Source organism: Bradyrhizobium sp. RDM12 (genome assembly GCF_051917485.1).
In the GTDB taxonomy this organism is placed as follows: Bacteria; Pseudomonadota; Alphaproteobacteria; order Rhizobiales; family Xanthobacteraceae; genus Bradyrhizobium.
Genome location: NZ_CM133064.1, coordinates 6,462,813 through 6,488,207, shown reverse-complemented (window position 1 = coordinate 6,488,207; position 25,395 = coordinate 6,462,813). Strand labels below are relative to the sequence as shown.

Below are 25,395 nucleotides of genomic sequence, written 5' to 3'. Positions count from 1 at the left end.
GGCGGAACTTATCCACGCTCGGTGGCTGTGTGTGGCCGCCGTCTCAGGCGGCGTGCGCGGACTTCTTCTGCAGGCGGGCAGCGATCGTGAGGTCTTCGACAAAGCGCTGATATTCCAGCACCTTCGCTTTCGGATCGGGTAGCCGCAGCAGATAGGACGGATGCACCGTGACCAGAGCCTTGCGTCCGTCGGCGAGGTCTATGAGCCGGCCGCGGTTCTTGCCGATCGGCGTGATCTTGCCGAACACGCTTTGCGCGGCGGTGGCGCCCATTGCCACGATGAGATCGGGCTGGATTGCCGAAACTTCCCGCTCATACCATTGCCGGCACGCCTTGATCTCCGGCGTCGCCGGCTTCTGGTGCAGGCGGATCTTTCCACGCGGCACGAATTTGAAGTGCTTCACGGCATTGGTGACATAGACTTTCTTGCGATCGACGCCGGCTTCCGCCAGCGCACGGTCGAGCATCTGTCCGGCCGGCCCGACGAAGGGATGGCCGGCGAGGTCTTCCTTGTCGCCGGGCTGCTCGCCGACCAGCATGATGGTGGCGTTCTTCGGTCCTTCTCCGAACACGGTCTGCGTCGCGTCCTTGTAGAGCGGGCAGGCGCGGCAATGCGCGGCCTCTTCTCGCAGCGCGTCGAGATTGTTGGCGGCGGGTTTACGTGTCATCGGAGCCTCCGGCCGCTTCTGGGGCTTGTGCGGATCGGTTGCGGCATTTGCGATCATGGCGCGGGTCATGCGTTCGGCGTCCTCGATCAGAGGCTTAATGATCGAGGCCTCGGGCAGGTTCCTCCAGTATTTCTTCGGCATCTCGGTCTGCATCGCCTTCACCTTCAACCGTGCCGGATTGAAAATGCTGGCGTAGTAGCGCCGCCAGGTTTCTTCCAGCCGGTCTTCGCTTGGCGCCTCGCTCTTGCTCACGCCCGGCGTGAACGACAGCGCGTGGCCGTCCCAATGGGAGCAGAGATCGGGCGTCAGGATCGACCACGGCATATCGGCAAAGCGTTTGGCGAAAAACGGCGCGGCGAGCTCGACGATGTGATGCTCCGGCTCGAACCAGGCGACGTAATGCGCGGCACGCTCACGGCCGATCTCGCGGAAGCGCACGAAAGCGTGCATCTTGTGCTCGTCGCGATGGACCGCTCTTGCCATCGCCGTAGCTAACGCGATGTCGGGATCGGTCGCGACCTCGATGAGATCGTGATTGTCCCGCAACCGCCAGAGCAGGCGATAGAGGATCGCAAAGCGCTGGGGATCGCGATGCAGGATGGCGGCCTGGGCGAGGTCGACGAATTTTGCCGACACATTGAATGTGCCGTCGTTCACCTCGAGGATCGGAGACGGCGCGGACGGTGCGAACAACTCGGCTTCGCCGCCTTGCACGGCCCAGGTGACATCGGTGGGCTTCACACGATGAAGCACGAGCGTGCGGGCGGCTTTGCGCCAGTTTTCGAAATCGGTTTCGGTGTCGAGGGTGATGTATTGCATCAGAAACCAAACCCCAATTGCGTTGCTTTCGGCTTGAACCGTTCGATCAGCCGCGCCTCGTCGAGGCGGTCCGGCGTGGGGCGGTAATCGCTGAGCACGATGAACGGCAGCACCTTGTTGCGGGCCACGTGCAGCCGCGCGAGATCGGAGAGACGGATCGTGGTGGTGCGCCGCGTGGCGATGATGCGCTCGACCGCTTTGGTGCCGAAGCCCGGCACGCGCAACAGCTCCTCGCGGCTGGCGCGGTTGATGTCGAGTGGAAAACGGTCGCGATGGCGCAGCGCCCAGGCGAGCTTGGGATCGATGTCGAGCGACAGCATCGCGCTATCATCGACGATCTCGCCGACGTCAAAACCGTAGAAGCGAATCAGCCAGTCGGCCTGGTAGAGCCGGTGCTCGCGCAGCAAGGGCGGCTGTACCAGAGGCAACGCGCGACTGGCATCGGGGATCGGGCTGAAGGCGGAGTAATAGACGCGCCGCAGCCGGTAGGAGCCGTAGAGATTGGCGCTGGTGTGGAGGATGGTGTGATCGTTCGCGCCATCTGCGCCGACGATCATCTGCGTGCTTTGTCCTGCCGGTGCAAAGCGCTGCGGCTTGGCCTTCGACTTGGTGCTGCGGTTGTCCTCGGCTTCGTCCAGTTTCAGCCGCAGCTGGCCCATGGTGCGGCGGATCGCACGCACGTCCTTCTCGGGCGCGAATTGCTGCAGGCTGGTCTCCTCAGGCATCTCGATATTGATGGAGAGACGATCGGCATATTTGCCGGCCTCCGCGATCAGCGCGTCATCGGCCTCCGGAATGGTCTTGAGATGGATGTAGCCGCGGAAGTGATGCTCTTCGCGCAGCTTTCGGGCGACGCGGACCACCTGCTCCATCGTGTAGTCGGGGCTGCGGATGATGCCGGAGGAGAGAAACAGTCCTTCGATGTAATTGCGCCGGTAGAAATCCAGCGTCAGCTTGACCACCTCGTCGATGGTGAAGCGGGCGCGCGGCACGTTGGAGGAGGCGCGGTTGACGCAATAGAGACAGTCGTAATTGCAGGCGTTGGTGAGCAGCACCTTGAGCAGCGAGATGCAGCGGCCATCCGGCGCGTAGGAATGACAGATGCCCATGCCCGGCGCGGTCGAGCCCATGCCCTTGCCGTCGCTGGAATCCCGCTTCTCGGTGCCGCTGGAAGCACAGGAGGCGTCGTACTTGGCTGCATCCGCCAGGATCTCCAGCTTGCGTTGTACGTCCATTCCGGAATCCCTTTGATTCAGCTCATGAATCTGATCGATTGCAATTCGATTGACTCTTCGTGTGCCGTTAGCTTTATATTAGAACATAACATGAACAAATGAGCCAGCCGCTGGTTCTTCTTTTGAACGCCACGGCATCAATCTTTGAGGAGCGGCGAGCATGCGGAGCGCGATCAGCAAAAGTGGTCGCCGGTTTTGCGTCCGATCGCGCTCCACTTTTTAAGAGGGCGCATGATCTCGTCGCCAAACCGCTCACACTTTGGCGGATCATGCGCCACCGCACGCATGAGCGCGCTTGCGACCTTGCGCAGCCAGATCGAACGGATCGAGACGGCGGAGGTCGTGCATCATCACGATCGCGTCGCGCTCGGCCACGGCGAGGTCGACCGCGCGCTGAAGGGCGGGCTCGCACGCGCGGCGATCCACGAGGTGTTTTGCGAGGGGCGTCAGGGCGCGGCCGCGACGGGCTTTGTCATCGGGCTTGCGGGCCGCGTCACGGTGCGCCGGCCGCTGCTATGGGTGCGGCAGGATTTCTCGGAACTTGAAACCGGCGCGCTGTCGATGAGCGGGCTCGCCGAGCTCGGCCTCGATCCGCGCCGCGTGGTGATGGTGCGCGCGGCTGACGTGGAGAGCGCGCTGCGCACCTCTGCCGATGCGCTCGCCTGCGATGCGCTCGGCGCCGTCGTGCTCGAACTCTGGGGCGAGACCAGGCAGTTCGATCTCGTCGCAAGCCGCAAGCTGACGCTGGCCGCGCAATCCTCCGGCGTCACCGGCCTCTTGCTGCGAATGGCGGCACAGCCGCTGCCCTCGACTGCGGAAACGCGATGGATGCTGCGCGCGGCGCATTCGCCGCCGGGATCAGTATGGAGTGTCTGGGGCGCGCCGCGCTTCGATGTCGAGCTGTTGCGCAATCGTCATGGCCCGTGTGGCCGGTGGATCATGGAATGGAAGTGTGATGAGTGCCAGTTCAGTGAACCGTCGGCGTATTCTCAGCCTGTGGCTGCCGCGCCTGCCCATCGACCGGATTCAGCGTTTCTTCAGCAGCGGGCTGGGTAATAATCCTGAGCCCAGCATCGTCGTCATCAAGGACAACAATGCGCTGGTGATCCATGCGCTGGACGAGGCCGCCGAGCGGCTCGGTCTGCACATCGGCCAGCCGCTGGCGAATGCCCGCGCGATGTGTCCGGACCTGAAAGTGTTCGACGCCGATGTCGTGGCCGATGCGAAGACGCTGAGCGACATCGCCGACTGGTGCGACCGCTTCACGCCGCTGGTGGCGCTCGATCCGCCGCACGGGCTGTTCCTCGACATCACCGGCTGCGCGCATCTGTTCGGTGGCGAGGCTGCATTGTTGCAGACGCTGGTTCGTGCGCTGGCGCGCCAGGGCTTTGCCGTCGGCGCCGCGATCGCCAGCACCTCGGTCTGCGCGCGCACGCTGACGCGGCAGACGCCTGGCGTTATTGTTGCCGATGGCGCGGAGGCGGCGGCGATCGACCGGTTTCCGGTGTCCGCGCTCGGTGCGGACGAGACCATCACCACCGGCTTGCGCCGGGCCGGGCTGAAGACGATCGGCGATGTCGCCTCGCGCACCCCGAGCGAAATCACGGCGCGGTTCGGCGCGCGGTTCTCCACGCTGCTCGCGCATGCGTTGGGGCAGGGCGATGCGCCGATCAGCCCGCGAAAACCGCTGCCCGACTACATCGTGGAAAAACGCTTTGCCGAGCCGATCGCGACCGACGCCATGATCGCGATGACACTGTCGCGGCTGGCCGACACATTGATCGCCTCCATGGAGAAGCAGGGCAAGGGCGCGCGACGCCTGGAGGCTGTATTCTTCCGCACCGACGGTGTGGTGCGCGCGATCACGGTCGAGACCGGACGTCCCGTGACGCGAAGTGCTGTCATCGACCGGCTGTTCCGCGAGCGGCTCGATGCGCTTGCCGATCCCCTCGATCCCGGCTTCGGCTTCGACATGGTGCGGCTGTCGGCGAGCCGCACCGAGATCGTAGTGCAGGCGCAGCGCGATCTCGACGCTCATGTCCATGACAATGACGAGCTCGCCGCGCTGATCGACCGCATCGCCGCGCGTATCGGCGGAAAACGCGTCGTCGTGCATCTGCCTGAGGATACCCATATCCCCGAGCAGGCGGTGCTGGCCGCGCCCGCGCAGCATCATCTCGCCGCCGCCATGCAGGCCGAATGGCCGGCGCGCGTCGAGAGCGAGCCGCCGCTGCGTCCCCTGCGGCTGTTCGACAAGCCGGAGCCGGTCACAGTGCCGTTCGCGACCGTGCCTGATGGCCCGCCGCATCAATTCACCTGGCGGCGCGCAAAACATGCGGTCGTGCGGGTGGAAGGACCCGAGCGCATCGCCATGGAATGGTGGCGGCAGGACGGCAAGCAGCTGACGCGGGATTATTTCCGCATCGAGGATGCCGAGGGTCTGCGCTTCTGGATCTTTCGCGATGGTCTTTACGAGGGGGAGGTGTTCGATGCCGACGGCAAGCCCGCTTCTCCCGGCTGGTATGTGCACGGTCTCTTCGCATGAAGACATCAGCTTATGCCGAGATCGGCATCACCACAAACTTCTCCTTCCTGCGCGGCGGCTCGGATCCGCGCGCCTATGTGCATCAGGCCAGCAAGCTCGGCATTCCCGTGATCGGCATTGCCGATCACAACACGCTGGCCGGCGTGGTACGTGCTTACAAGGAGCTCGACAATGACACGGTGCTGCACAAGCCAAAGCTCCTGATCGGCGCGCGCATCGTCTTCATCGACGGCACGCCCGACATCCTTGTCTATCCGCGCGACCGCGCCGCCTATGGCCGGCTGTGCCAGCTCCTCACCCGAGGCAAGCGCGGCGACGACATCACGCGGATCGAGAAGGGCGAATGCCGTCTCAGCTTCGTCGATCTTCTGGAATTTTCTGAAGGTCAGCTCCTGATCTTGACGCTGCCGCATCGGTTTGATGATGCGAAAGCGCTGGATGTGATTTCAAAGCTCCAAGCCAGCCGCGCCGAAGGCGTGTGGCTGGCCGCGAGCCTGGTCTATCGCGGCGATGACCGTCGTCGTCTGGCGCGGCTCGACGATCTCGCAGCCAAAGCAAGGGTGCCGCTGCTCGCGACCAACGAGGTGCTCTATCACGATCCCGGCCGCCGGCCGCTTCAGGACGTGCTGACCTGCATCCGGGAAAAGACCACGATCGAGGCGGTCGGACGCAAGCTGGAAGCCAACGCCGAGCGCTTTTTGAAGACGCCGCGCGAGATGGCGCGGCTGTTTCGCGATTTCCCCGAGGCGATCGCGGAGACCATGCGCTTTGCCGACAAGATCGACTTCTCGCTCGACCAGCTCAAATATCAATATCCGGACGAGCCGGTGCCGCCGGGCAAGACCGCGCAGGGACATCTGGAGGATCTGACCTGGGCGGGCGTCGATAAATACTTTGGCGGGATCGACAACATCGACGCAAAGCTGCGCGCGACCCTGAAGAAGGAGCTCGCGTTGATCGCCGAGCTGAAATACGCGCATTACTTCCTCACCGTGCATGACATCGTGCACTACGCGCGCAGCCAGAACATCCTGTGCCAGGGGCGGGGCTCGGCGGCGAATTCGGCGGTGTGCTACGTGCTCGGCATCACCTCGGTCGATCCGACCAAGATCGATCTGCTGTTCGAGCGCTTCATCTCCAAGGAGCGGCTGGAGCCGCCGGATATTGACGTCGATTTCGAGCATTCGCGGCGCGAGGAGGTGATGCAATATGTCTATCGCCGCTACGGCCGCCACCGCGCCGCGATTATCGCCACCGTCATCCATTATCGTCCACGCAGCGCCATCCGCGACGTCGGCAAGGCGCTGGGGCTGACCGAGGACGTCACGGCCGCGCTCGCCGACACCGTCTGGGGCAGCTGGGGCAAGGGCCTCAACGATATGCAGGTCAGGCAGGCCGGGCTCGATCCGCAAAATTCCATGGTCAACCTCGCGGTCGAACTTGCGACCGAGCTGATCGAATTCCCGCGTCATCTCTCCCAGCATGTCGGCGGCTATGTACTCACGCAAGACCGGCTCGACACCTATGTGCCGATCGGCAACGCCGCGATGGACGACCGCACTTTCATCGAATGGGACAAGGACGACGTCGACGCGCTCAACATGATGAAGGTCGACGTGCTCGCGCTGGGCATGCTGACGTGTATCCGCAAGTGTTTTGATCTTATAGCCGATCACAAGGGGCAGCGTTACAAGCTTGCGGATATCAAAGGAGAGGATGACGACGAAGTCTATCAAATGCTGCAGCGGGGAGAGTCGCTCGGCGTGTTCCAGGTTGAGAGCCGCGCGCAGATGAACATGCTGCCACGGCTGAAGCCTCGAACGTTCTACGATCTCGTCATCGAGGTCGCGATCGTGCGTCCGGGTCCGATCCAGGGCGACATGGTGCATCCGTATCTGCGCCGACGAAAAATGAACCCGGAGGATATTGAGTATCCTTATCCAAAGGGGGCAACAAAAATGAACTTCGTGAGGTCCTGCACAAGACACTCGGCGTGCCCCTGTTCCAGGAGCAAGCGATGCGGATCGCGATTGTAGCTGCAGAGTTTACTTCGGAAGAGGCCAACGGATTGCGACGTGCCATGGCAACGTTCCGCAACGTTGGGACCATCGGTAACTTCGAAGAAAAAATGATCGGCAACATGATCCGCCGGGGCTACGATCCTCAATTCGCCAGAAATTGCTTTGATCAGATCAAGGGCTTCGGCTCCTACGGTTTTCCGGAGAGCCATGCCGCGAGCTTCGCGCAACTCGTCTATATCTCGTCATGGCTGAAATACCATCACCCTGATGCGTTCTGCTGCGGACTTCTGAACTCGCAGCCGATGGGCTTTTATGCGCCGGCGCAGATCGTCGGCGACGCGATCAAGAATGGAGTCGAGGTTCGTCCGGTCGATGTTTCCCATAGCTTCGCTCAGAGCACGTTAGAAGAGCGGGATGGGGATCATTGTGCCGTTCGTCTGGGCTTCCGCCAGATCGACGGCTTTCGCTGGCTCGATCCCGATGAGGAGTTCCTAAAATCGGAGCAGGCGAAGCGGCAAGGCAAGGTCTATGTCGCTCAGGAAGACTGGGCCGACCGCATCATCAAGGCTCGCGACCGCCAGCGGTTCACCTCGCTCGAAGACTTTGCCCGCGACACCGGCCTGCCCAAGCGCGCGCTGATCCTGCTGGCGGATGCTGATGCATTCCGCTCGCTCGGGCTCGACCGCCGCGAGGCGCTATGGCAGGTGCGGCGGTTGCCCGACGACGTGGCGCTGCCGCTGTTCGAAGCGGCCACCGCGCGCGAGCAGCCGGACGAGCAGGCCAAGCCGTTGCCGGTGATGCCGCGTCCCGAACAGGTCGTCGCCGACTACCAGACCATCCGGCTGTCACTCAAGGGCCATCCGATGGAATTCTTGCGCGAGACGTTTTCGCGCGAGCGGATCGTCGCCTGCAAGGAGATCAGCCATGAGAACGACCGGCGTCGCGTCCGCTGCGCCGGCGTGGTGCTGGTGCGGCAGCGGCCCGGCAGCGCCAGTGGCGTCGTGTTCATGACGCTGGAGGACGAAACCGGCATCGCCAATGTCGTGGTATGGCCCAAGATCATGGAGCAGTACCGGAAAGAGGTGATGGGCGCGCGCCTCGTCCTGGTCGAGGGCTATATCCAGAGCAGCCCCGAGAAGGTGACGCACCTGATCGCGCAGCGCATGATCGACCGCTCGCACGATCTGGTCGGCCTCGCCAACGATGCCCTGAGCCGCAAGCCTCCGGCGCCCCCAGGCGCGACCGTGATCGAGCCGCTCAATGACGACCGCCGCGACCACGCGGACATGCCGGCGCAAAAAATCCGCCACCCCCGCAACGTCCGCATCCTGCCGCCGTCGCGGGATTTCCATTGAGGAGTGGCGCGGTGCCGCCACACCCGTCATTGCGAGCGTAGCGAAGCAATCCAGGCTGTCCTCGCGGCAAGATTCCTGGATTGCTTCGCTACCCTCGCAATGACGAGGATAGAGAATCTCCTAAAAGTTCACCCGGTTCGAGATCGCGCCGTCTACAACGAGATTCGAGCCTGTGGTGAACGACGATGCCGGGCTTGCCAGAAAGACTGCGGCGTTTGCGATCTCCTGCGGTGCGGCCATGCGTCCCGTCGGATTGCGCTTCATGGCCTCATTGTAACGCTCGGGCATGTTCTGCTCGATCATGTTCCAGACGCCGCCCTTGAAATAGACGGTGCCGGGCGAGACCACGTTGACGCGGATCTTCTTCTTTGCGTATTGCCGCGCCAATCCCTTGGCCATGTGGATCAGCGCCGCCTTGATCGGGCCGTAGGAGCTGGCGAGATCGGCCTGCGCTGCCGAGATCGAGGAGATGATGACGAAGGCGGCATCGCCGCTCGAAGCGCCGCTCGTCTCGAGGAATGGCCGCGCGGCGTCGAACGCATGCACGGCGCCGAGCACGTCGAGCCGGAAATTCTGTTCCCACGATGCGGGATCGTGACCTTGCGCCATGGCGCCGGCATTGGCGAACAGGAGGTCGATGCCGCCGAGCTCCTTTGCCGCGCCCTCGACCCACGCCTTCAGCGCCGCGCCGTCGGTGACGTCGACCGTGCCGCCGGCGGCGCGGATGCCGCTCGCCTTCAGCTCAGCAACGGTGGCCGCGACCTGCTCCGCATTGCGCGCGCAGACCGCGACATTGCTGCCTTCACCGGCCAGCGTCGCCGCAATCGCCCGCCCGATACCGCGCGTGCCGCCGAGCACGATGGCGTTTTTTCCTTTGAGACCGAGATCCATTGTTTGGTTTTCCTTCTTGTTGATCGCAGGGAGTGTAGCTGTTTCAGGAGATCCGCAGAAGTCTCCACGTCGTCATTGCGAGGAGCTCTTGCGGACGAAGCAATCCAGTCTGTCGCCGCGGAATGATTCTGGATTGTTTCGCTGCACTCGCAATGACGACGTGGAGAGAGACGGGCTGCCCTCACTCCGGCGCCGCCCCCACCGGCGGTCCGCCGGGCGGGCGGTGCAGGTAGGTCAGCGAGACATAGGCGCCGGCCCAGGAGCCGATCGCCGCGAAAGCGACATAGAAAGCGTTCTCGGTATAGCTGATCACGGCGTAGGACGAGAGCAGGTACCAGACCGCGCTCCAGTTCGCCGCCGGGACGCGCTTGCGCGCGATCACGGCCGAGGTGAACATCACATAGACTGCGTCCGTGGCCGCCGTTGCGATGAACACGGCACCGGCGGTGAGGGGATCGATGGCGGCCATTGCGTTCCTTTGTGCTAATGGAAGCTCGCAAAGCTAAGGAGAGAAACGGTCATGCAAAGCCCTGCCGACATTCTCAGCGAGATCTGGGCGTCCGCCGGCGGCGATAAGGCTGCGCTCGCGCGTGTACGGCTGACCGGCGAAGAGCCGCAGATCCCATCCTCGTTTCGCGTCGCAGTTGCCGGACAAACGACGATTGCCGCTGCCGGCCTCGCCGCTGCTGAAATCTGGCGGCTGCGCAGCGGCGAGGCGCAGGATCTCGCCGTCAATATGCGTCACGCCGTCGTCGAATGCCGTTCCGAGCGTTATCTGCGCCTCGACGACAAGCTGCCGCCACCGGCTTGGACGCCATCGCCGGCGTCTACAAGACCGGCGACAATCGCTTCGTCCGCTGCCATACCAATTTTAGGCATCACCGCGACGCCGTCTGCAAGGTGCTTGGCTGTGTGCCCGAGCGCGAGAAGGTGCAGGCCGCGCTGATGCAGTGGAAGGCCGAGGACTTTGAAACTGCGGCTTACGCTGCAGGCGGCGTCGTTGCGTTGATGCGCTCCTACGACGAATGGTCGGCGCTGCCGCAGGCGCGCGCACTCGCGCAATTGCCGCTGATCTCGATCGAGAAAATCGGCGACGCTCCTCCCAAATCGTGGCCTGAAGGCGATCGCCCGCTCTCCGGTCTTCGCGTGCTCGATCTCTCCCGCGTCATCGCCGGTCCCGTCGCCGGCCGCACGCTCGCCGCGCACGGCGCCGATGTCTTGCTGGTCTCGGGACCGGAGCTGCCCGCTATTCCCTGGCTCACCATCGACACCGGCCGCGGCAAGCTCACCACCTTCATTGAGCTGAAGAGCGAGGAGGGCAGGGCGCAGATACGCGCGCTGCTGAAGGACGCCGACATTGTCTCGCAAGGCTATCGTCCGCACGCGCTCTCTGCGCTCGGCTTCTCGCCGGAGCAGGCTGCGGAGATCAATCCCGGCATCGTCTACGTCACGCTATCGGCTTACGGCCATGCCGGCCCATGGGCCGAGCGGCGCGGCTTCGATTCGCTGGTGCAGACCACGACCGGCTTCAACGACGCGGAAGGCAAGGCCGCCGGCATCGACGGTCCCAAGGAATTGCCGGCACAGATGCTCGACCACGCCACCGGCTATCTGATGGCGTTCGGCGCGATGATGGCGAGGGCGCGCCAGGCCCGTGAAGGCGGCAGCTGGCACGTGCGCGTGTCGCTGGCGCAGACCGGACGCTGGCTTTGGAATCTCGGCCGTCTCGAAGGTGGTCTCAACACCCCGGATCTTACGGGTGAGGCTGTACATGCAGCGTTCATGGAGACAGTGTCATCTGGCTTCGGCACGTTGACGGCGGTGCGCCATTCGGCGGTGCTGTCGCGGACGCCGGCGCAATGGAGCCGTCCGGCCATGCCGCTCGGCAGCCATCCGCCGCAATGGCCGGCGCGAAACTGACGTGAAGCTGACGTGTCGCAAAATTTTAACGCAAACCGAAGGACGCACAGCGTTTTTTAGGTTGTTTGAAATCTCAATTCGGCACTATTAGCGCGACCGATGAGGCAGTCGTTTGCCGAGATCGTCGCAGACTTGACCGGGCCCCATGGTAGTTGAAAATACCAAGCGATTGCAGGTGCTTACAAAACGACGGGTGATCTCATCCGTAGTTTTACTGGCGCTTGCCGGGGCCGCGGCCTACGGCTTTTTCCATACGGGCGGCAAGGACAAGAGCCATTCCGAAGTCTCCAGCCAATCGCGCCGGAATGCGCAGAATTTCACGCCGACACCGTCGGAGTGGGCGACGCTGACGATCGAGCCGGTCAATGCCAAAAGCTTCCGCGCCGAGTATATCACCGAAGGCAAAGTCGCGGTCGACGAAGACCGTTCGACGCCGGTGTTCTCGCCCTATGCGGGCCGCGTGACCAAACTGCTCGCCAAGCCCGGTGAGAGCGTGACCCAAGGCCAACCGCTGTTCACAATCGAGGCCGCCGACACCGTGCAGGCCCAGAACGACTTCATCGCGGCGATGACGTCGCAGAACAAGGCGAAGTCGGCACTCGAGCTTGCCGAGATCCAGTACCGACGCGCCAAGGATCTCTACGAAGGCCGCGCCATTCCGCTCAAGGACTATCAACAGGCGGAAGCGACCCAGGTCCAGGCGCAGAACGATATGCGTTCGGCGGTGACGGCGCTGGAGGCCGCGAACAACAAGCTGCGGATACTCGGTTTCACCGACGAGACGATCAAGGCGTTCCAGAGCAAGAGCACCATCAATCCGGAAATCACGATCTATGCGCCGATTTCCGGCACGGTCGTGCAGCGCAAGATCGGTCCCGGGCAATATGTCAATTCCGGCGCCAGCGATCCGGTGTTCGTGATCGGGGATCTCTCGACGGTCTGGCTCACCGCCTTCGTGCGCGAGAGCGACGCTGCCCAAGTCTGCGTCGGGCAGGACATCAGCGTCAACGTGATGGCGCTGCCGGGGCGTCCGCTGACCGCCAAGATCAACTACGTCGCCGCCGCGATCGATCCCAACACCCGCCGCCTGCTGGTTCGCGCCACCATCGACAACAAGGATGGCCTGCTCAAGCCGGAAATGTTCGCCAACGTCACGATCTATTCGGCCGGCGACCGCGCGGCGCCTGCGGTGCCGAAGCAGGCGCTGATCTACGAAGGCGACCAGGTCCGCATCTGGGTCGCGCGCGAGGACAAGTCGGTCGAACTCCGTCAGATCAAGACCGGCCTCATCAACGGCAACCTCGTCGAGGTCACCAGCAACCTGAAGCCCGGCGAAAAGATCGTCGTCAAAGGCAGCCTGTTCATCGACCGCGCGGCGTCCGGTAGCTGATCGACGAGCCCCAAGAAACTGCGAAAAACCTGAATGGACCGTCTCGTCGCCCTAGCCGTCAATCGGCGCTTCCTGATGGTCGGCATGTTCGTCGCCGTGCTCATCGGCGGCCTGATTGCGTTCAATCAGCTCAACATCGAGGCCTATCCCGATCCGACCCCGCCGATGGTCGACATCGTCACGCAGAGCCCGGGCCTCTCGGCGGAAGAGATCGAGCGCTACATCACGATCCCGATCGAGACCCAGGTCGCCGGCCTGAAGAACCTCACGACCATCCGCACCATCTCGCTCTACGGCCTCTCCGACATCAAGCTGCAGTTCTCCTTCGCCTACACCTATGACGAGGCATTGCAGCAGGTCCTGAACCGTCTGGCGCAGCTCGCACCGTTGCCGGGCAACGTACAGCCGCAGATCTCGCCGCTGAGCCCGATCGGCGAAATCTTCCGCTATCGGCTGGTCGGACCGCCGAACTACAGCGTGCTCGACCTCAAGACCATCCAGGACTGGATCCTCCAGCGCCGCTTCCGCGCCGTGCCCGGTGTGATCGACGTCACCGGGTGGGGTGGCAAGAGCAAGACCTATGAGCTCCAGGTCGACAACAACAAGCTCGTCGCCAACGGCCTGACGCTGCCGCAGCTGCTCCAGGCGGTCAGCAATTCCAACGTCAATGTCGGCGGCAACACCGTCAATATTGGACAGCAATCGGCCGTGGTCCGCGGCGTCGGCCTGATCCGCTCCATCGACGACCTCGCCAACACCATGATCGCCCAGACCAACGGCAATCCGGTGCTGGTGAAGGACGTCGCCACCGTCACCGTCGGCCAGAAGCCGCGACTCGGCATCGCCGGTATCGACGATTCCGACGACATCGTGCAGGGCATCGTCCTGATGCGCCGCGGCGAGCAGAGCTCGCCAACCATCAAGCGGGTCCACCAGCTCGTTCAAACCATCAACGAGTCCAGCATCTTGCCGCCCGGCGTCCGTATCGAGCGCATCTATGACCGCGGCGACCTGATCGAGCTCACCACTCATACTGTGCTGCACAACATGGTGGTCGGCATCCTCCTGATCGTGCTGTTGCAGTGGATGTTTCTCGGCGATCTGCGAAGTGCGCTGATCGTCGGCGCCACGATTCCGTTCGCGTTGTTCTTCGCAGTGATCATCCTGGTGCTGCGCGGGGAATCGGCCAACCTGCTGTCGGTCGGCGCCATCGATTTCGGCCTGATCGTGGATGCCACCGTCATCATGGTGGAGGCGATCTTCCGCCGCCTGACACAGACCACTCCGCCGACGGAATCCGATCAGATGTCGCCCGACACGCTGTTCGGCATGAAGAGCCACGCCATCCTCAGCGCCGCGGCCGACGTCTCGCGCTCGATCTTCTTTGCCGCGGCGATCATCATCGCGGCCTTCCTGCCGCTGTTCACGCTCTCCGGTGTCGAGGGTAACATTTTCGGGCCGATGGCGCGCACCTATGCCTACGCGCTCGCCGGCGGCCTGCTGGCGACCTTCACCGTCACGCCTGCGCTGTCCGCGATCATCCTGCCCGCGCATGTCGAGGAGACCGAGACCAGGGTGATGCAGATCCTGCACCGGATTTACATGCCTGTGCTGAACTGGGCCGTCGCCAATCGCAACATCATGCTCGGCGCTGCGGTTGGGCTCGTGCTGATGACCGTGGCGCTCGGCCGGCTGTTGGGCCTCGAATTCCTGCCCAAGCTCGAAGAGGGCAATCTCTGGATCCGCGCCACGCTGCCGCCGACCATCTCGCTGCAGGAAGGCAACTCCTACGTCAATGAGATGCGCAAGCTGATCCGCGCCCGGCCCGAGGTCGAATCCGTGGTCTCGCAGCACGGCCGTCCCGACGACGGCACTGACGCCGCCGGTTTCTTCAATGCCGAGTTCTTCGCGCCGCTGAAGCCTGTAGATCAGTGGCCCGGCACGCATGACAAGGAGGAGCTGACCGCGGAATTGCTCAAGCAGCTCGACGATCGCTTCCCCGGCGTCGAGTTCAACTTCTCGCAATATCTCCAGGACAACGTCTCGGAAGCCGTTTCCGGCGTGAAGGGCGAGAACTCGATCAAGCTGTTCGGCAGCGATCTCCAGGCGCTGACCGACACCGCCAACAAGATCAAGTCGGTGCTGGCCACCGTGCAGGGCATCACCGACCTCGCGGTATTCACCTCGCTCGGGCAGCCGACCGTGCAGATCGACATCGACCGTGCCAAGGCCGCGCGCTACGGGCTCGCTCCCGGCGACATCAACGCCACCATCAAGGTCGCAATCGGCGGCGACACCGCGGGCGATATCTACGAGCCGGGTTCCGACCGCCACTTCCCGATCATCGTTCGCCTTGCGCCGGAGTACCGCCGCAGCGCCGAAGCGATCCAGAACATACGGATCGGCGCGCCCGGGCCGAACGGCTCGGTCACGCAGATTCCCCTGAGCGAGGTCGCCAACATCAGCCTCGTCTCCGGCGCCGCCTACATCTATCGCGAGCAGCAGGAACGTTATCTGCCGATCAAGTTCTCGGTCCGCGAGCGCGATCTCGGCAGTGCCATCCGCGAGGCGCAGCAGAAGATCGCCGACCAGGTGCAGCTGCCGCCCGGCTCGCACATGGAATGGGTCGGCGAGTTCGGCAATCTCCAGGACGCGATCCGGCGGCTCTCGATCGTGGTTCCGATCTCGCTGGCGCTGATCGCCATCCTGCTCTGGTTCAATTTCGGCTCGATGACCGACACCCTGCTCGCCATGAGCGTGATCCCGATGGCGATCTTCGGCGGCGTGCTCGGCCTGCTGATCACCGGCACCGCCTTCAGCGTCTCGGCGGCGATCGGCTTCATCGCCCTGTTCGGCATCGCGGTGATGGACGGCATCATCATCCTGTCGCAGTTCAACCAGCTGATCGACGAAGGCATGGACCGTGTCAGCGCGGTGATCCGCACCGGCGAATTGCAGCTCCGGCCCGTGTTGATGACCTGCGTGGTCGCCGGCGTCGGCCTGCTGCCAGCCGCGCTGTCGGCGGGCATCGGCTCGCAGGTGCAGAAGCCGCTCGCGGTCGTCGTCGTCACCGGCATGATGCTGGCGCCGATCGTGATCCTGGTGACGCTGCCGGTGCTGATCTCCTTCTTCTCGCGCCGCGCGCGCTGAGGCGCGAGCTAACCCAAAGCGCGCTGCGCGATCCGGAGCAGTATCGAGGTCCCGAGCCCGAGCAGCATCAGGCTGGCAAAGCGGCTGCTCAGGGCAGTATTCGGACCACGCATGCAGCGCTGCGATGTGTCGTGCGCTCGCGACTCAGAAGCCGTAAAGTCGCGCCGGATTGTCGACCAGGATCTTCTTGCGCACGTCGGCATCCGGCGCCCACAGCGGAAGCTGGTTGAGCAGGCGGCCGTCGTCGATCTGGTGGAACGGTGCGGGGTCGGTGGTCTTGCGGCCCTCGACTTGGGCCGAATCCGGGTGTGGCCAGTCGGTGCCCCAGACGATGCGGTCCGGGTTTGCGGCGATCAGTGCGCGCGCATAGGGCACCATGTCCTGATAGTCGGGCGCGAGCTTCGACGAGCGATAGGCGCCTGAAATCTTCACATAGGCCTTGCCCGATTTGACGAGTGCGACGAGGTCCGCAAATCCGGGCTGCTCCAGTCCGAGCGAAGCCTCAAGGCCGCCAAAGTGGTCGAACACCGCTGGCACCGGTGAGGCCAGCACGAGATCCCTGATCGCCGAGATCATGGCCAGCGTGGTGTAGAGCTGCACATGCCAGCCGCGCGCTTTCATGCGCTCGACGGCGGCGGTGAAGCGGGCGCGGCCGACATCGGGATTGTTGACCCCGTCGGTTGCAAGATTGATGCGGATGCCGCGAAAGCCGTCGGCTTGCATCGTGTCGAGCTGAGCTTCCGTGGTCTTGTCGTCGATCACCGCCACTCCGCGTGCGGTCGCGCCGCGCGCCTTGATTCCGAACAGGCTGGAGGAATTGTCGGTGCCGTAGACGCTCGGCGTGACGATCACGACGCGCTCGATATGCAGCGCCTTGTGCAGCGCCGCCATTTCCTCCGGGCTCGCCGGTCCAGGCGTATAGACACGCCCCGTGAAGAACGGAAATGTTTCGACATCGCCATGGATATGGGTGTGACAGTCGCAGCCATGCGCCGGCGCGTCGAAGTTGATCGGTGTCGCGGGTTGCGCTGCGCGCGCGTAGATTTTCTCGGTCATGACTGCTCCGGCGACGGGAAGGCGCCGAACGATATCATATCAGCCGGGCAGTCGAGCCACTTCGGCGCATAGCTGCTCGACGAGCTCCGCAACTGGCCGCGCACCGTCGACGCGGGCGAGCGGGCAGGGCAGACAAGCGAGCCAGGCCTCATCCTTTGCGAGACTGCGGCCGTCGCGATCGCCGGCTTCGTAGTGCGAGGCCCAATCGACGAACGACTCCGTTTCCTCGTAACGCCAGCCGCCCTGCGCGACGGCATCAGCACCGAAAATGCGCAGCCTCGCGGGCACGCAGGCGCTGCATACGAAGCTCGCGCGACGTGGTCACGAAGACAACGAGATCGAACAGCGGGACGAGCTCATCGCCCCAGCCGGTGATGGTTCCGCTCAGCACCCAATCGAGACGCGGCAGGAACATCTCGCGCATCAGGCGCAGCCGCTCGGCGGCAGGGCGCGTCGTCTGGTAGGGCGGCGCCGTCGGCAGCCAGAAATAATCGTCGCTGTCGTGATGCGGCAGCGCCAACCGGCCCGCAAGCGCGCGGCCGAGCGTCGTCACGCCGGAGCCCGAAGCTCCCATCAGATGGATGCGGCGGCTCTTCATCGGTGTCGGCCGAACGATTCGAAGTTACTGCCCCGACGGCGTGCGCAGCCCGTGCCAGGCGTCGCGGACCTGATGATAGTGCACCTCGGGCAGATAGTCGGGTGTGTTCAGGCTCAACGTCTTGACGTCGAGATGGCCGACGGCGCTGAGCAGGGTGTAGGAGGCGATGACGCGGTCGCGCTGCGCGCCGATCAGGCGGGCCTTGGCCTGGATCAGATCGGCCTGCGAGTTCAGCACATCGACCGTGGTGCGCTGTCCGCCGGCGGCCTCGCGCTGCACGCCCTGGAGTGCAACGGTTGCGGCTTTCACCTCGGATTCCGAGGCCGAGACCGCGATCTTGGCGCCTTCATTGGCGACCCAGGCGCTGACCGCAGCCGTGCGCGCCTGGTTACGCACCTGGTCGAGTACCAGCCGGCTCTGCGCGGTGACTTCCTTGGCCTGCCTAGTCTGCGCGGCGGCTTGGCCGCCGTCATAGATCGGCACGGTGACATTGGCGACGATCGAGGCTTGGTCCTCGGCCAAAGTTCCGAGCGTCGGGTCGTTGTTGCGGCTTTTGCTGGCGCTGCCCTGGACGCTGGCGCTTGGCAGCAGCGCGCCTTCGGCGACGCGGATATTGGTCGAGGCGACATCGACGTCGAAGCTTGCGGCCATCACCGCCGGATGCTCGCGGATCGACATCGCGATCAGATCTTCGCGGCTCTTCGGCAGATAGCGATCGACCACCTCGGCGGGGCGAAGCGCCGAAGGCGCATTGCCGATCACCTGGGAATAGGTTGCCTGGCTCACCGCGAGTGCGACCTCGGCGGCATTGAGATCGGCAAGGCCGCGGTTGAGGCGCGCCTCGGCCTGGGCGCTGTCGGTCGGGGTGACGTCGCCGGCATTGAGGCGGCGCTGGGTGATGGAGAGCGTCTCGCGCAGGAAGGCGACGTTGGAGCGTTGCGCCTCGACCAGCGACTGGTTCGCCAGCACGTTGGTGTAGGCGGTGACGGCGTCGAGCAGCACGCCCTGGCCGACATTGCGCAGCGCCTCGCGGCCGGACTGCACCTGGAGCTCGGCGGCGCGCACGTTGTTGGCGGTGCGGAAGCCATTGAAGAGGGTCTGCGTCACAGTGACGCCAATGATCCACGGCTTCAGATTGGCGGTCTGGATGGTGTTGTCGGGCAGAAGATTGCGCACAGATTGCAGGCCGGCGCTGAGGCTTGCCACGATCTGCGGCCGGTAGCCCGCGAGCGCCTGCGGCACGTTTTCGTCGGTGGCGCGCTGCCTTGCACGTTCGGCGTTGAGTTGCGGATTGGTCTGGTAGGCCTTGACCAGCGCCTCCGGCAGGGCCTCCGCGGAGGCCGCAGCGGGTAGCACGCAACAGAGCGCCAGTGTGGTCCATGCCGCCAGGACAGGACCCACGCCCGATCGACGCCGCGTCAACACGCGACCAGCTCTGGCGGTACGCCCAATCATGTAATCCCGCAAATCCCGCTGTCCGCCCCCGCCGACGGCGGCTCTCTTAACTGTTTACCCAGCGCCGGTCCCGCAGGCAAACTGCCGCGGAGGAAACCCCCATGAAATCCGTGCTTGTTGCAGGTGCGTCACACAGCGATTCCGCCTCGAATGCGCTATAGGGACCTGTGGCGCCTTCCAATTCCGTCGGGCGCCTTTGCAATGCGGTCCGGACCCACGGATGATGCCGAAATTCTTCTCCGATCCCGATGCGCTTGCGGAGGAGATCATTCGCGACGTCGGAACCGATCTGATGGTCGGTCTGCCACTCGGCCTCGGCAAGGCCAATCACGTCGTCAACGCCCTCTACGCGCGGGCCTGCGCCGATCCTTACATCAAGCTGACATTGCTGTCCGCGCTGACACTGGAAAAGCCGCGACCGAAGGGTCTGATCGAGCATCGGTTCATCACGCCCGTGATCGACCGCCTGTTCGGATTGTATCCCGATCTGGCCTATGCCGATGCGCTGCGCGAAAATCGGTTGCCGCCCAACATCAAAGTCGTCGAATTCTTCTTTCTTGCCGGACGCTGGCTGCATGTGCCGGCGGCGCAGCAGAATTACATCTCGGCCAACTACACCCACGCCGCAAGCTACCTGCTGGCGCGCGGGATGAACGTCGTGACACAACTGGTCGCCAAGCGGGTCGTCGATGGCGTGCCGCGCTACAGCCTGTCCTGCAACACCGATACGACATTGGATGTGCTGCGTGAGCGCCGCGCCGGACGTGGGTCGTTCAAGCTGATCGCGCAGGTGAATTCCGAGCTGCCGTTCATGCCGGGCCCTGGCGATCTTTCAGCCGACGAGTTCAGCGCCGTGCTGGAGAGCACTGCGACCGATTTTCCCTTGTTGCCCCGCCGTCGGAGCCGATCTCCAACACCAAATACGCGATCGGCCTGAACGCGGCATCCCTCGTGCGCGACGGCGGGACGCTTCAGATCGGCATCGGACAGATCGGCGATGCGCTCGCGCAGGGCCTGATCCTGCGCCATCGCAATAGCGCAGCGTTTCAGGATGTCGTCACGCGGCTGTCTCCGGCGCGACCAGCCGTTGCGCAGGATGCCGGCGCCTTCGATGCCGGCCTCTACGGTGTCAGCGAGATGGTGACCGAGGCGTTCATCGGCCTGATCGACGCCGGTATTCTCATGCGCGCCGTCGATGGCGTGGTGCTGCACGGCGCTTTCTTTCTCGGTCCGAAATCCTTCTATCGCGCGTTGCGCGAAATGCCGCCGGACCAGATCGCGCGTATCCGGATGATGCCGGTGTCGTTCACGAACGAGCTCTATGGCGAGGAGGATCGGAAGCGCAGCGATCGCGTCGATGCACGCTTCATCAACAACACGATGATGGCGACGCTGCTCGGCGCCGCCGTCTCAGACGGGCTCGAGAACGGCCAGGTGGTGAGCGGTGTCGGCGGCCAATACAATTTCGTGGCGCAGGCCTTCGCGCTTCGCGGTGCGCGATCGGTGCTGACGCTCGAAGCGACGCGGCAAGCCGGCCGTGCACTGAAATCCAACATTCTCTGGCGCTACGGACACGAGACGATTCCGCGCCATCTGCGCGATGTCTTCGTCACCGAATACGGCGTTGCCGATCTCAAGGGAAAGTCGGACGCCGATGTGATCGCGGCCATGCTCGAGATCGCTGACTCGCGCTTCCAGGACGAACTGGCGCGGGTTGCGAAGGACGCCGGCAAACTGCCGCGGGGCTACGACATTCCGGCAATCCACCGCGAAAATCATCCCGAGCGGATCGCTGCAGCGCTCAAGCCCGCACGCGACGCCGGGCTCTTGCCGTCGTTCCCGTTCGGCTGCGATTTCACCGAGGTGGAGCAGCGCCTGATTCCGGCGCTGGAGATTCTCCGGAGCGCGCAACATTCATCCCGCGCACTGGCAGGCTTGCTGTGGCAGGGATTGATGCGAAAGCCCGATGCGGCCGACGAGGCGTGTCTTGCACGCCTCGGCCTTGACCGCCCCAAAACCCTTGGTTTGAAGACTTGGCCGGAGCGCTTCTATCGCGCGCTCGTCAGCGCGGCCCTCGCGCAGAGCCGCACTACGTAGATCCTAGCGATTCTTGTTCACCGGCTTGCGCTTCTCGATGAACGCGGCCATGCCCTCGGAGCGGTCTTCGAGCGCGAACGTCGAGTGGAACAGATTGCGCTCGACGCTCATGCCTTCGGCGAGGGTGGTCTCGAACGCGCGATTGACCGCTTCCTTAGCCATTGCGACGGCGGGGCGTGACATCGCGGCAATCTTCTCGGCGGCCGCCATGGTTTCGTCCAGCAGCTTGTCGGCCGGCACGATACGGCTGACGAGGCCGCTGCGTTCGGCTTCCGCCGCATCCATCATGCGGCCGGTGAGGCAGAGATCCATCGCCTTGGACTTGCCGATCGCGCGGGTCAGGCGCTGGGTGCCGCCGATGCCGGGGATGGTGCCGAGCGTGATCTCGGGCTGACCGAACTTGGCGGTGTCGGCGGCGATGATGAAGTCGCACATCATCGCGAGCTCGCAGCCGCCGCCGAGCGCATAGCCGGCGACCGCCGCAATGGTCGGCTTGCGGCAACGTGCGATGCGATCGCCGCCGATCGCGGCGAAATCCTCGGAGAACATGTCGATGAAACCCTTCGGCTGCATCTCCTTGATGTCGGCGCCGGCGGCAAAGGCCTTCTCGCTGCCGGTTACGACGATACAGCCGATGGCGTCATCCGCTTCGAGATCGTCGACGGCGGCGGCAATCTCGCGAAAGACGCCGAAGGAGAGCGCGTTGAGCATCTTCGGCCGGTTCAGCTTGATGATGCCGACCGCGCCTTTGCTTTCGACGATGATGTGTTCGAACGTGCTCATGCTCCACCCACGCTTTTGATTGAGCAGGCAATGTGCCTGCTCGCGCGGATGCCTTCAAGGGGGCCAAGAGCCCCCGGGACGCGCGCACAGCGCGCGCCCCCGATATGTGCCGTTGGGACGACATTTAGGTCAAGAAAGACCTAGGCCATGAACATGCGCGCGGCGGAGGCCAGTGTCAGCAGCGTGCCGACGCCAATGAAGATCTTGCCGATCAGGGAGCTCTGGTCCCAAGCCGAGTTCGGCTGGCTGCTTGCCATCACCGGCGCCGGACGCGGCTGCGCGTCGGTTGCAGCAACCACCGCCTTCTGCACCGGCGGATTGTCCTGTTGCAAGGCGCGATCGAGGTCGTTGAGCTGGTCCGGCGGGACCACCTGGTTGTCGGCGCCGGGCGCGGCGGGACTGTCGGCCGCGGCCTGCACATTGTCGTTGGCGCGGCCGGTCATCGCCGAGGCTGCGGCCGCAGGCGGCGTGTCGGTCGCGGCGAACTGCGCGTTCGCATTGGTGACTTCCGGAGGCATCTGGCTCGAGGCCGGGACGTCGGTGCTGGCCTCTTTGCCAGCCTTGGCCTTGTCGGCCTGCGGCGTGGCATCCGCCTTGTCAGTCTTGTCGGCCTTGTCGTCGGATTTCTGCGCCGCCTTGCCGTCGGTGTGGCTGCGCGACGAATGGTGTCGCTGCTTGCCCGGGTTGACTGCTTCGGCCTGTTTGCCTGCGCCATCCGGCTTCGTGCCCGCAGAGCTCGGCGCGGCCTGCACTGAAGCTCCAAACAGCAGCAATAGTCCGGTCAGAACGGCCAATGCCGCGCGTCCGCTGGCTTTCATCATGTTGACGATCTCCCCAATTCGCCCGTCCCGCGGCGAACAGAGACCCCGGCCCATGACCACAGCGGGGCAAAAAGGGGAATCTTCGGGCCACACCGGGCAAAACCGGGGCAAATCGGTTGGGTACAGCGGTGGCCGGATGCGGCAGGGACCGATCGGTGCTATGAGCGCTGACAGAGTTCTGCGGCTGCTTCGGGCAAGTCCAGCGTTTATCACGACTTCGTGATCTCCCGGTTCCCGACGTAACAAATTGAAAGAGCGGCCGAATTGCAATGGTGAGGGGCGCGCGTGCGCGGACGTGAGGACGAATGGACCGGCCTGATGCGGTCGGCCATGGCAGGCGATGATGCGGCGTATCATCGCCTGTTGCGGGCGATCACGCCGGTGCTGCGCGCTGCCGCGAGGCGCGGCCTGGCGAGGGCCGGGCAGCCTCCCGATCAGGCCGAGGATATCGTGCAGGAGATTTTGTTGGCGGTGCATCTCAAGCGGCACACCTGGGACAGCGAAGCGCCTTTCGCTCCCTGGCTGTTCGCGATCGGCCGCAACAAGCTGATCGATGCGCTCCGGCGCCGCGGCCGGCGCGTCTTCATCAACATCGACGATTTCGCCGAGACGCTGCCCGGTGAGACGCCGCAGGAGACGGCCTCCGCGGGTGAGGTCACCGCGCAGATCAATACCCTGCCGCAGCGCCAGCGTGACGTGCTGCAGTCGATCGCGGTCGACAGCGCCTCGATCAAGGATACGGCGGCAAAATTCTCGATGAGCGAAGGTGCCGTGCGGGTCGCACTGCATCGGGGGCTTTCGGCCCTGACTGCTAAACTACGGGACCGCTAGTCATGGATACCGATCAACTCATTTGTAGTCTTGCGGCCGATAACACCCATCGCGCCCCCGTGTCGGCGCGATGCTGACCATGGCACTTCTGGTGGCGTCGCCGTTGTCCATCCTGATCTTCGCGACATTCCTGGGCGTGCGGCCGGATGTGATGAGCGCCATGCACAATCCGTTCTTCGACATGAAGTTCGCGGTTACGCTGTCGCTCGCGATCCCTGCGATCATCATCAGCCTGCATCTGTCGCGGCCCGAAGCCTTGATGCGCGGCTGGGGCTGGCTCCTGCTGCTCCCCGTCGGGCTGCTTGCGGTCGCGATCGGCAGCGAGGCGATGATGGCGCCGGCGATGCCGATGACGATGCGGCTCGTCGGCAAGAACTCGCGGTGGTGCATGCTGGCGATTCCCGCGATGTCGCTGCCGCTGCTCGCCGGCGCCCTGTTCGGTCTGCGCCACGGCGCGCCGTCGCGGCCGGCATTGGCCGGCGCGCTCGCCGGCCTGTTGTCGGCCGGGCTCGCCGCCACGCTCTATGCCTCGCACTGCACGGACGACTCGCCGCTGTTCGTCGCGACCTGGTACACGATCGCGACCGCGGTCGTGACCGCGACCGGCGCCGCCGTTGGCTCGAGGGTGCTGCGGTATTAATCCGCGGACGTCGCACCCCGCTGCATGCGGTGAAAGCGCAGCACCTGCTGCGCCGTCGAACTGCGCAGAGCCTCGTAGGTATCGCGCAGCGTCAGTATCTCGGTCTGCGAGCCGCCGGAGAGCTTTTCGCGCATGGCGATGATCGCGCGCACGCTCGACCATTGCATGCCGGCGACCTTGGCGAGGATCATCACGCCCTCGGTCCGGTTCTCGATCATCATGTTCTCGGCGGTCTCCACGGCAACGCCGGCGAGCGCTGCGAGCCCCGCATTGGTCTCATCGAACTTGCCCTGTTCGGCGAAGGTCGTGACCTGGAATTCGTTGAGACGACCGTCGTCATGGAGTGACTTCACCAGCGCGCGGGCCATCTCGGTCTGCCGGCTCATGGCGGCGGCGCGGACCCGCTGCGCGGCTTCCTGGACCACGCTCGACACTTCGTCGGTAAGCTCCGGATGGGCGGCCTCCAGCTTCCTGCGCACGCTCAGGGAGGCCTTGGCGATCAGCTTCAGAAAATGATGGCGCGGCAGGTCGGGCCGCAGGCCGATGCAGGCGGCGAGGTCATCGTCGCGCTCGGCGCGGGCGACGAGATCGGTGAGGCTGCCCTCGGAGAGCTGCGCGCCCGGATTGCTGACGGTCGACTGCACCACGTCTTCGTTGCCGCGCGCCACCAGCACGTCGGTCAGCGCCTCCGACAGCACCCGCCGCAGCGAGATCGCCTTGAGGTGGGCCTGGCCCTTGCTGTGCGCGATCTCGATCAGGGTCGTCTCGTCCAGCCGCTCCGACTTCGTCAGCACCGGACCGGCGACCTCGATCACCTCATCGAGCGCGAGCGTGCGCATGATTTTGGGCGGTGCGGCCGGGATCGGCGCGAGGCGCTCGGCGAGCAACGCTTTCGCCGAGGTCTCGATCCGATCGATCAGGCACTGGAAGACGTCGTCGAAGACGCGGACATGGTCGTCGGAATAATCCACCGCGTTGTTGATGAAGAGGTCGGTGACCCGGCGCAGCGCCTCGACCCGGCGCGCGACGGTGCCGTGCGAGAGCGCGGACTGCAATTCGTCGAGCAGGTTTTCGGATGATGTGGCGGTTTTGGTTCTCATAGCCCTGTCCTGGAGCGATTG

At 64.3% G+C, this 25,395-nt stretch carries 14 protein-coding genes and 5 pseudogenes; 9 read left to right on the top strand and 10 right to left on the bottom strand.

The genetic code is table 11. From position 1 onward, the window contains the following. Positions 1 to 43: 43 nt before the first annotated feature. Positions 44 to 1,486: a UdgX family uracil-DNA binding protein gene (locus tag ACTGJ9_RS31800; protein ID WP_456674264.1), complete on the bottom strand. Its 1,443-nt coding sequence runs from the start codon at positions 1,484 to 1,486 to the stop codon at positions 44 to 46. Further along, positions 1,486 to 2,721, bottom strand: coding sequence for a putative DNA modification/repair radical SAM protein (locus ACTGJ9_RS31795; protein ID WP_456674263.1), 1,236 nt, complete (start codon positions 2,719 to 2,721; stop codon positions 1,486 to 1,488). Before ACTGJ9_RS31795 ends, ACTGJ9_RS31800 begins: the two co-directional genes overlap by 1 nt. 285 nt (positions 2,722 to 3,006) lie before the next feature. On the opposite strand from ACTGJ9_RS31795, the gene ACTGJ9_RS31790 reads away from it, so the two are divergent. From ACTGJ9_RS31790 to ACTGJ9_RS31780, 3 genes and pseudogenes are all read left to right on the top strand, one after another. Then, positions 3,007 to 3,777 carry an ImuA family protein gene (locus ACTGJ9_RS31790; RefSeq protein ID WP_456674262.1) on the top strand — a complete coding sequence of 257 codons (771 nt, stop codon included), beginning with the start codon at positions 3,007 to 3,009 and terminating at the stop codon, positions 3,775 to 3,777. Beyond that, complete coding sequence (locus tag ACTGJ9_RS31785; protein WP_456674261.1) at positions 3,677 to 5,266, top strand: Y-family DNA polymerase; 1,590 nt, start codon at positions 3,677 to 3,679, stop codon at positions 5,264 to 5,266. The genes ACTGJ9_RS31790 and ACTGJ9_RS31785 overlap by 101 nt, the downstream gene beginning before the upstream one ends. Continuing rightward, positions 5,263 to 8,642 (top strand): annotated as a pseudogene (locus ACTGJ9_RS31780) (error-prone DNA polymerase). The gene ACTGJ9_RS31785 and the pseudogene ACTGJ9_RS31780 overlap by 4 nt, the downstream one beginning before the upstream one ends. Before the next feature lie 120 nt (positions 8,643 to 8,762). Here ACTGJ9_RS31780 and ACTGJ9_RS31775 read toward each other — a convergent pair. Further along, on the bottom strand, positions 8,763 to 9,533 hold the full coding sequence (locus tag ACTGJ9_RS31775) for an SDR family NAD(P)-dependent oxidoreductase (RefSeq protein ID WP_456674260.1): 771 nt from the start codon (positions 9,531 to 9,533) through the stop codon (positions 8,763 to 8,765). Between the two features lie 181 nt (positions 9,534 to 9,714). Further along, positions 9,715 to 10,002 carry a hypothetical protein gene (locus tag ACTGJ9_RS31770; RefSeq protein WP_045006505.1) on the bottom strand — a complete coding sequence of 96 codons (288 nt, stop codon included), beginning with the start codon at positions 10,000 to 10,002 and terminating at the stop codon, positions 9,715 to 9,717. A 51-nt stretch (positions 10,003 to 10,053) separates the two neighbouring features. Here ACTGJ9_RS31770 and ACTGJ9_RS31765 point away from each other — a divergent pair. The 3 genes and pseudogenes from ACTGJ9_RS31765 (at position 10,054) to ACTGJ9_RS31755 (ending at position 15,993) form a co-directional block, all read left to right on the top strand. Next, positions 10,054 to 11,453 (top strand): annotated as a pseudogene (locus ACTGJ9_RS31765) (CoA transferase). Positions 11,454 to 11,598: 145 nt separating this feature from the next. Next, positions 11,599 to 12,843: an efflux RND transporter periplasmic adaptor subunit gene (locus tag ACTGJ9_RS31760; protein WP_456674259.1), complete on the top strand. Its 1,245-nt coding sequence runs from the start codon at positions 11,599 to 11,601 to the stop codon at positions 12,841 to 12,843. A gap of 33 nt (positions 12,844 to 12,876) precedes the next feature. Continuing rightward, positions 12,877 to 15,993 (top strand): efflux RND transporter permease subunit, encoded by a 3,117-nt coding sequence (locus tag ACTGJ9_RS31755; RefSeq protein WP_456674258.1) that lies wholly within the window; start codon positions 12,877 to 12,879, stop codon positions 15,991 to 15,993. Positions 15,994 to 16,137: 144 nt separating this feature from the next. Here ACTGJ9_RS31755 and ACTGJ9_RS31750 read toward each other — a convergent pair whose 3' ends face one another. From ACTGJ9_RS31750 to ACTGJ9_RS31740, 3 genes and pseudogenes are all read right to left on the bottom strand, one after another. Next, a complete protein-coding gene (locus tag ACTGJ9_RS31750; protein WP_456674257.1) occupies positions 16,138 to 17,049 on the bottom strand; it encodes an amidohydrolase family protein in 912 nt (303 codons plus the stop codon). A 39-nt stretch (positions 17,050 to 17,088) separates the two neighbouring features. Further along, a pseudogene (locus ACTGJ9_RS31745) lies at positions 17,089 to 17,647 on the bottom strand (P-loop NTPase family protein). Positions 17,648 to 17,671: 24 nt separating this feature from the next. Next, positions 17,672 to 19,102 (bottom strand): TolC family outer membrane protein, encoded by a 1,431-nt coding sequence (locus ACTGJ9_RS31740; RefSeq protein WP_456674256.1) that lies wholly within the window; start codon positions 19,100 to 19,102, stop codon positions 17,672 to 17,674. 223 nt (positions 19,103 to 19,325) lie between these two features. Between ACTGJ9_RS31740 and ACTGJ9_RS31735 the strand changes: the two are divergent. Further along, positions 19,326 to 21,199 (top strand): annotated as a pseudogene (locus ACTGJ9_RS31735) (acetyl-CoA hydrolase/transferase C-terminal domain-containing protein). A gap of 3 nt (positions 21,200 to 21,202) precedes the next feature. Here ACTGJ9_RS31735 and ACTGJ9_RS31730 read toward each other — a convergent pair. Further along, positions 21,203 to 21,982: an enoyl-CoA hydratase gene (locus tag ACTGJ9_RS31730; protein WP_456674255.1), complete on the bottom strand. Its 780-nt coding sequence runs from the start codon at positions 21,980 to 21,982 to the stop codon at positions 21,203 to 21,205. A 140-nt stretch (positions 21,983 to 22,122) separates the two neighbouring features. Next, complete coding sequence (locus tag ACTGJ9_RS31725) at positions 22,123 to 22,803, bottom strand: hypothetical protein (RefSeq protein ID WP_456674254.1); 681 nt, start codon at positions 22,801 to 22,803, stop codon at positions 22,123 to 22,125. A gap of 285 nt (positions 22,804 to 23,088) precedes the next feature. Between ACTGJ9_RS31725 and ACTGJ9_RS31720 the strand changes: the two genes are divergently transcribed. After that, complete coding sequence (locus ACTGJ9_RS31720) at positions 23,089 to 23,634, top strand: sigma-70 family RNA polymerase sigma factor (protein ID WP_456674253.1); 546 nt, start codon at positions 23,089 to 23,091, stop codon at positions 23,632 to 23,634. Positions 23,635 to 23,636: 2 nt separating this feature from the next. Continuing rightward, positions 23,637 to 24,274, top strand: a pseudogene (locus ACTGJ9_RS31715) (NrsF family protein). On the opposite strand, the gene ACTGJ9_RS31710 reads toward ACTGJ9_RS31715, so the two are convergent. Next, positions 24,271 to 25,374 (bottom strand): DUF2336 domain-containing protein, encoded by a 1,104-nt coding sequence (locus tag ACTGJ9_RS31710; protein ID WP_456674252.1) that lies wholly within the window; start codon positions 25,372 to 25,374, stop codon positions 24,271 to 24,273. The pseudogene ACTGJ9_RS31715 and the gene ACTGJ9_RS31710 sit on opposite strands and share 4 nt — an antisense overlap. Positions 25,375 to 25,395: the final 21 nt, after the last annotated feature.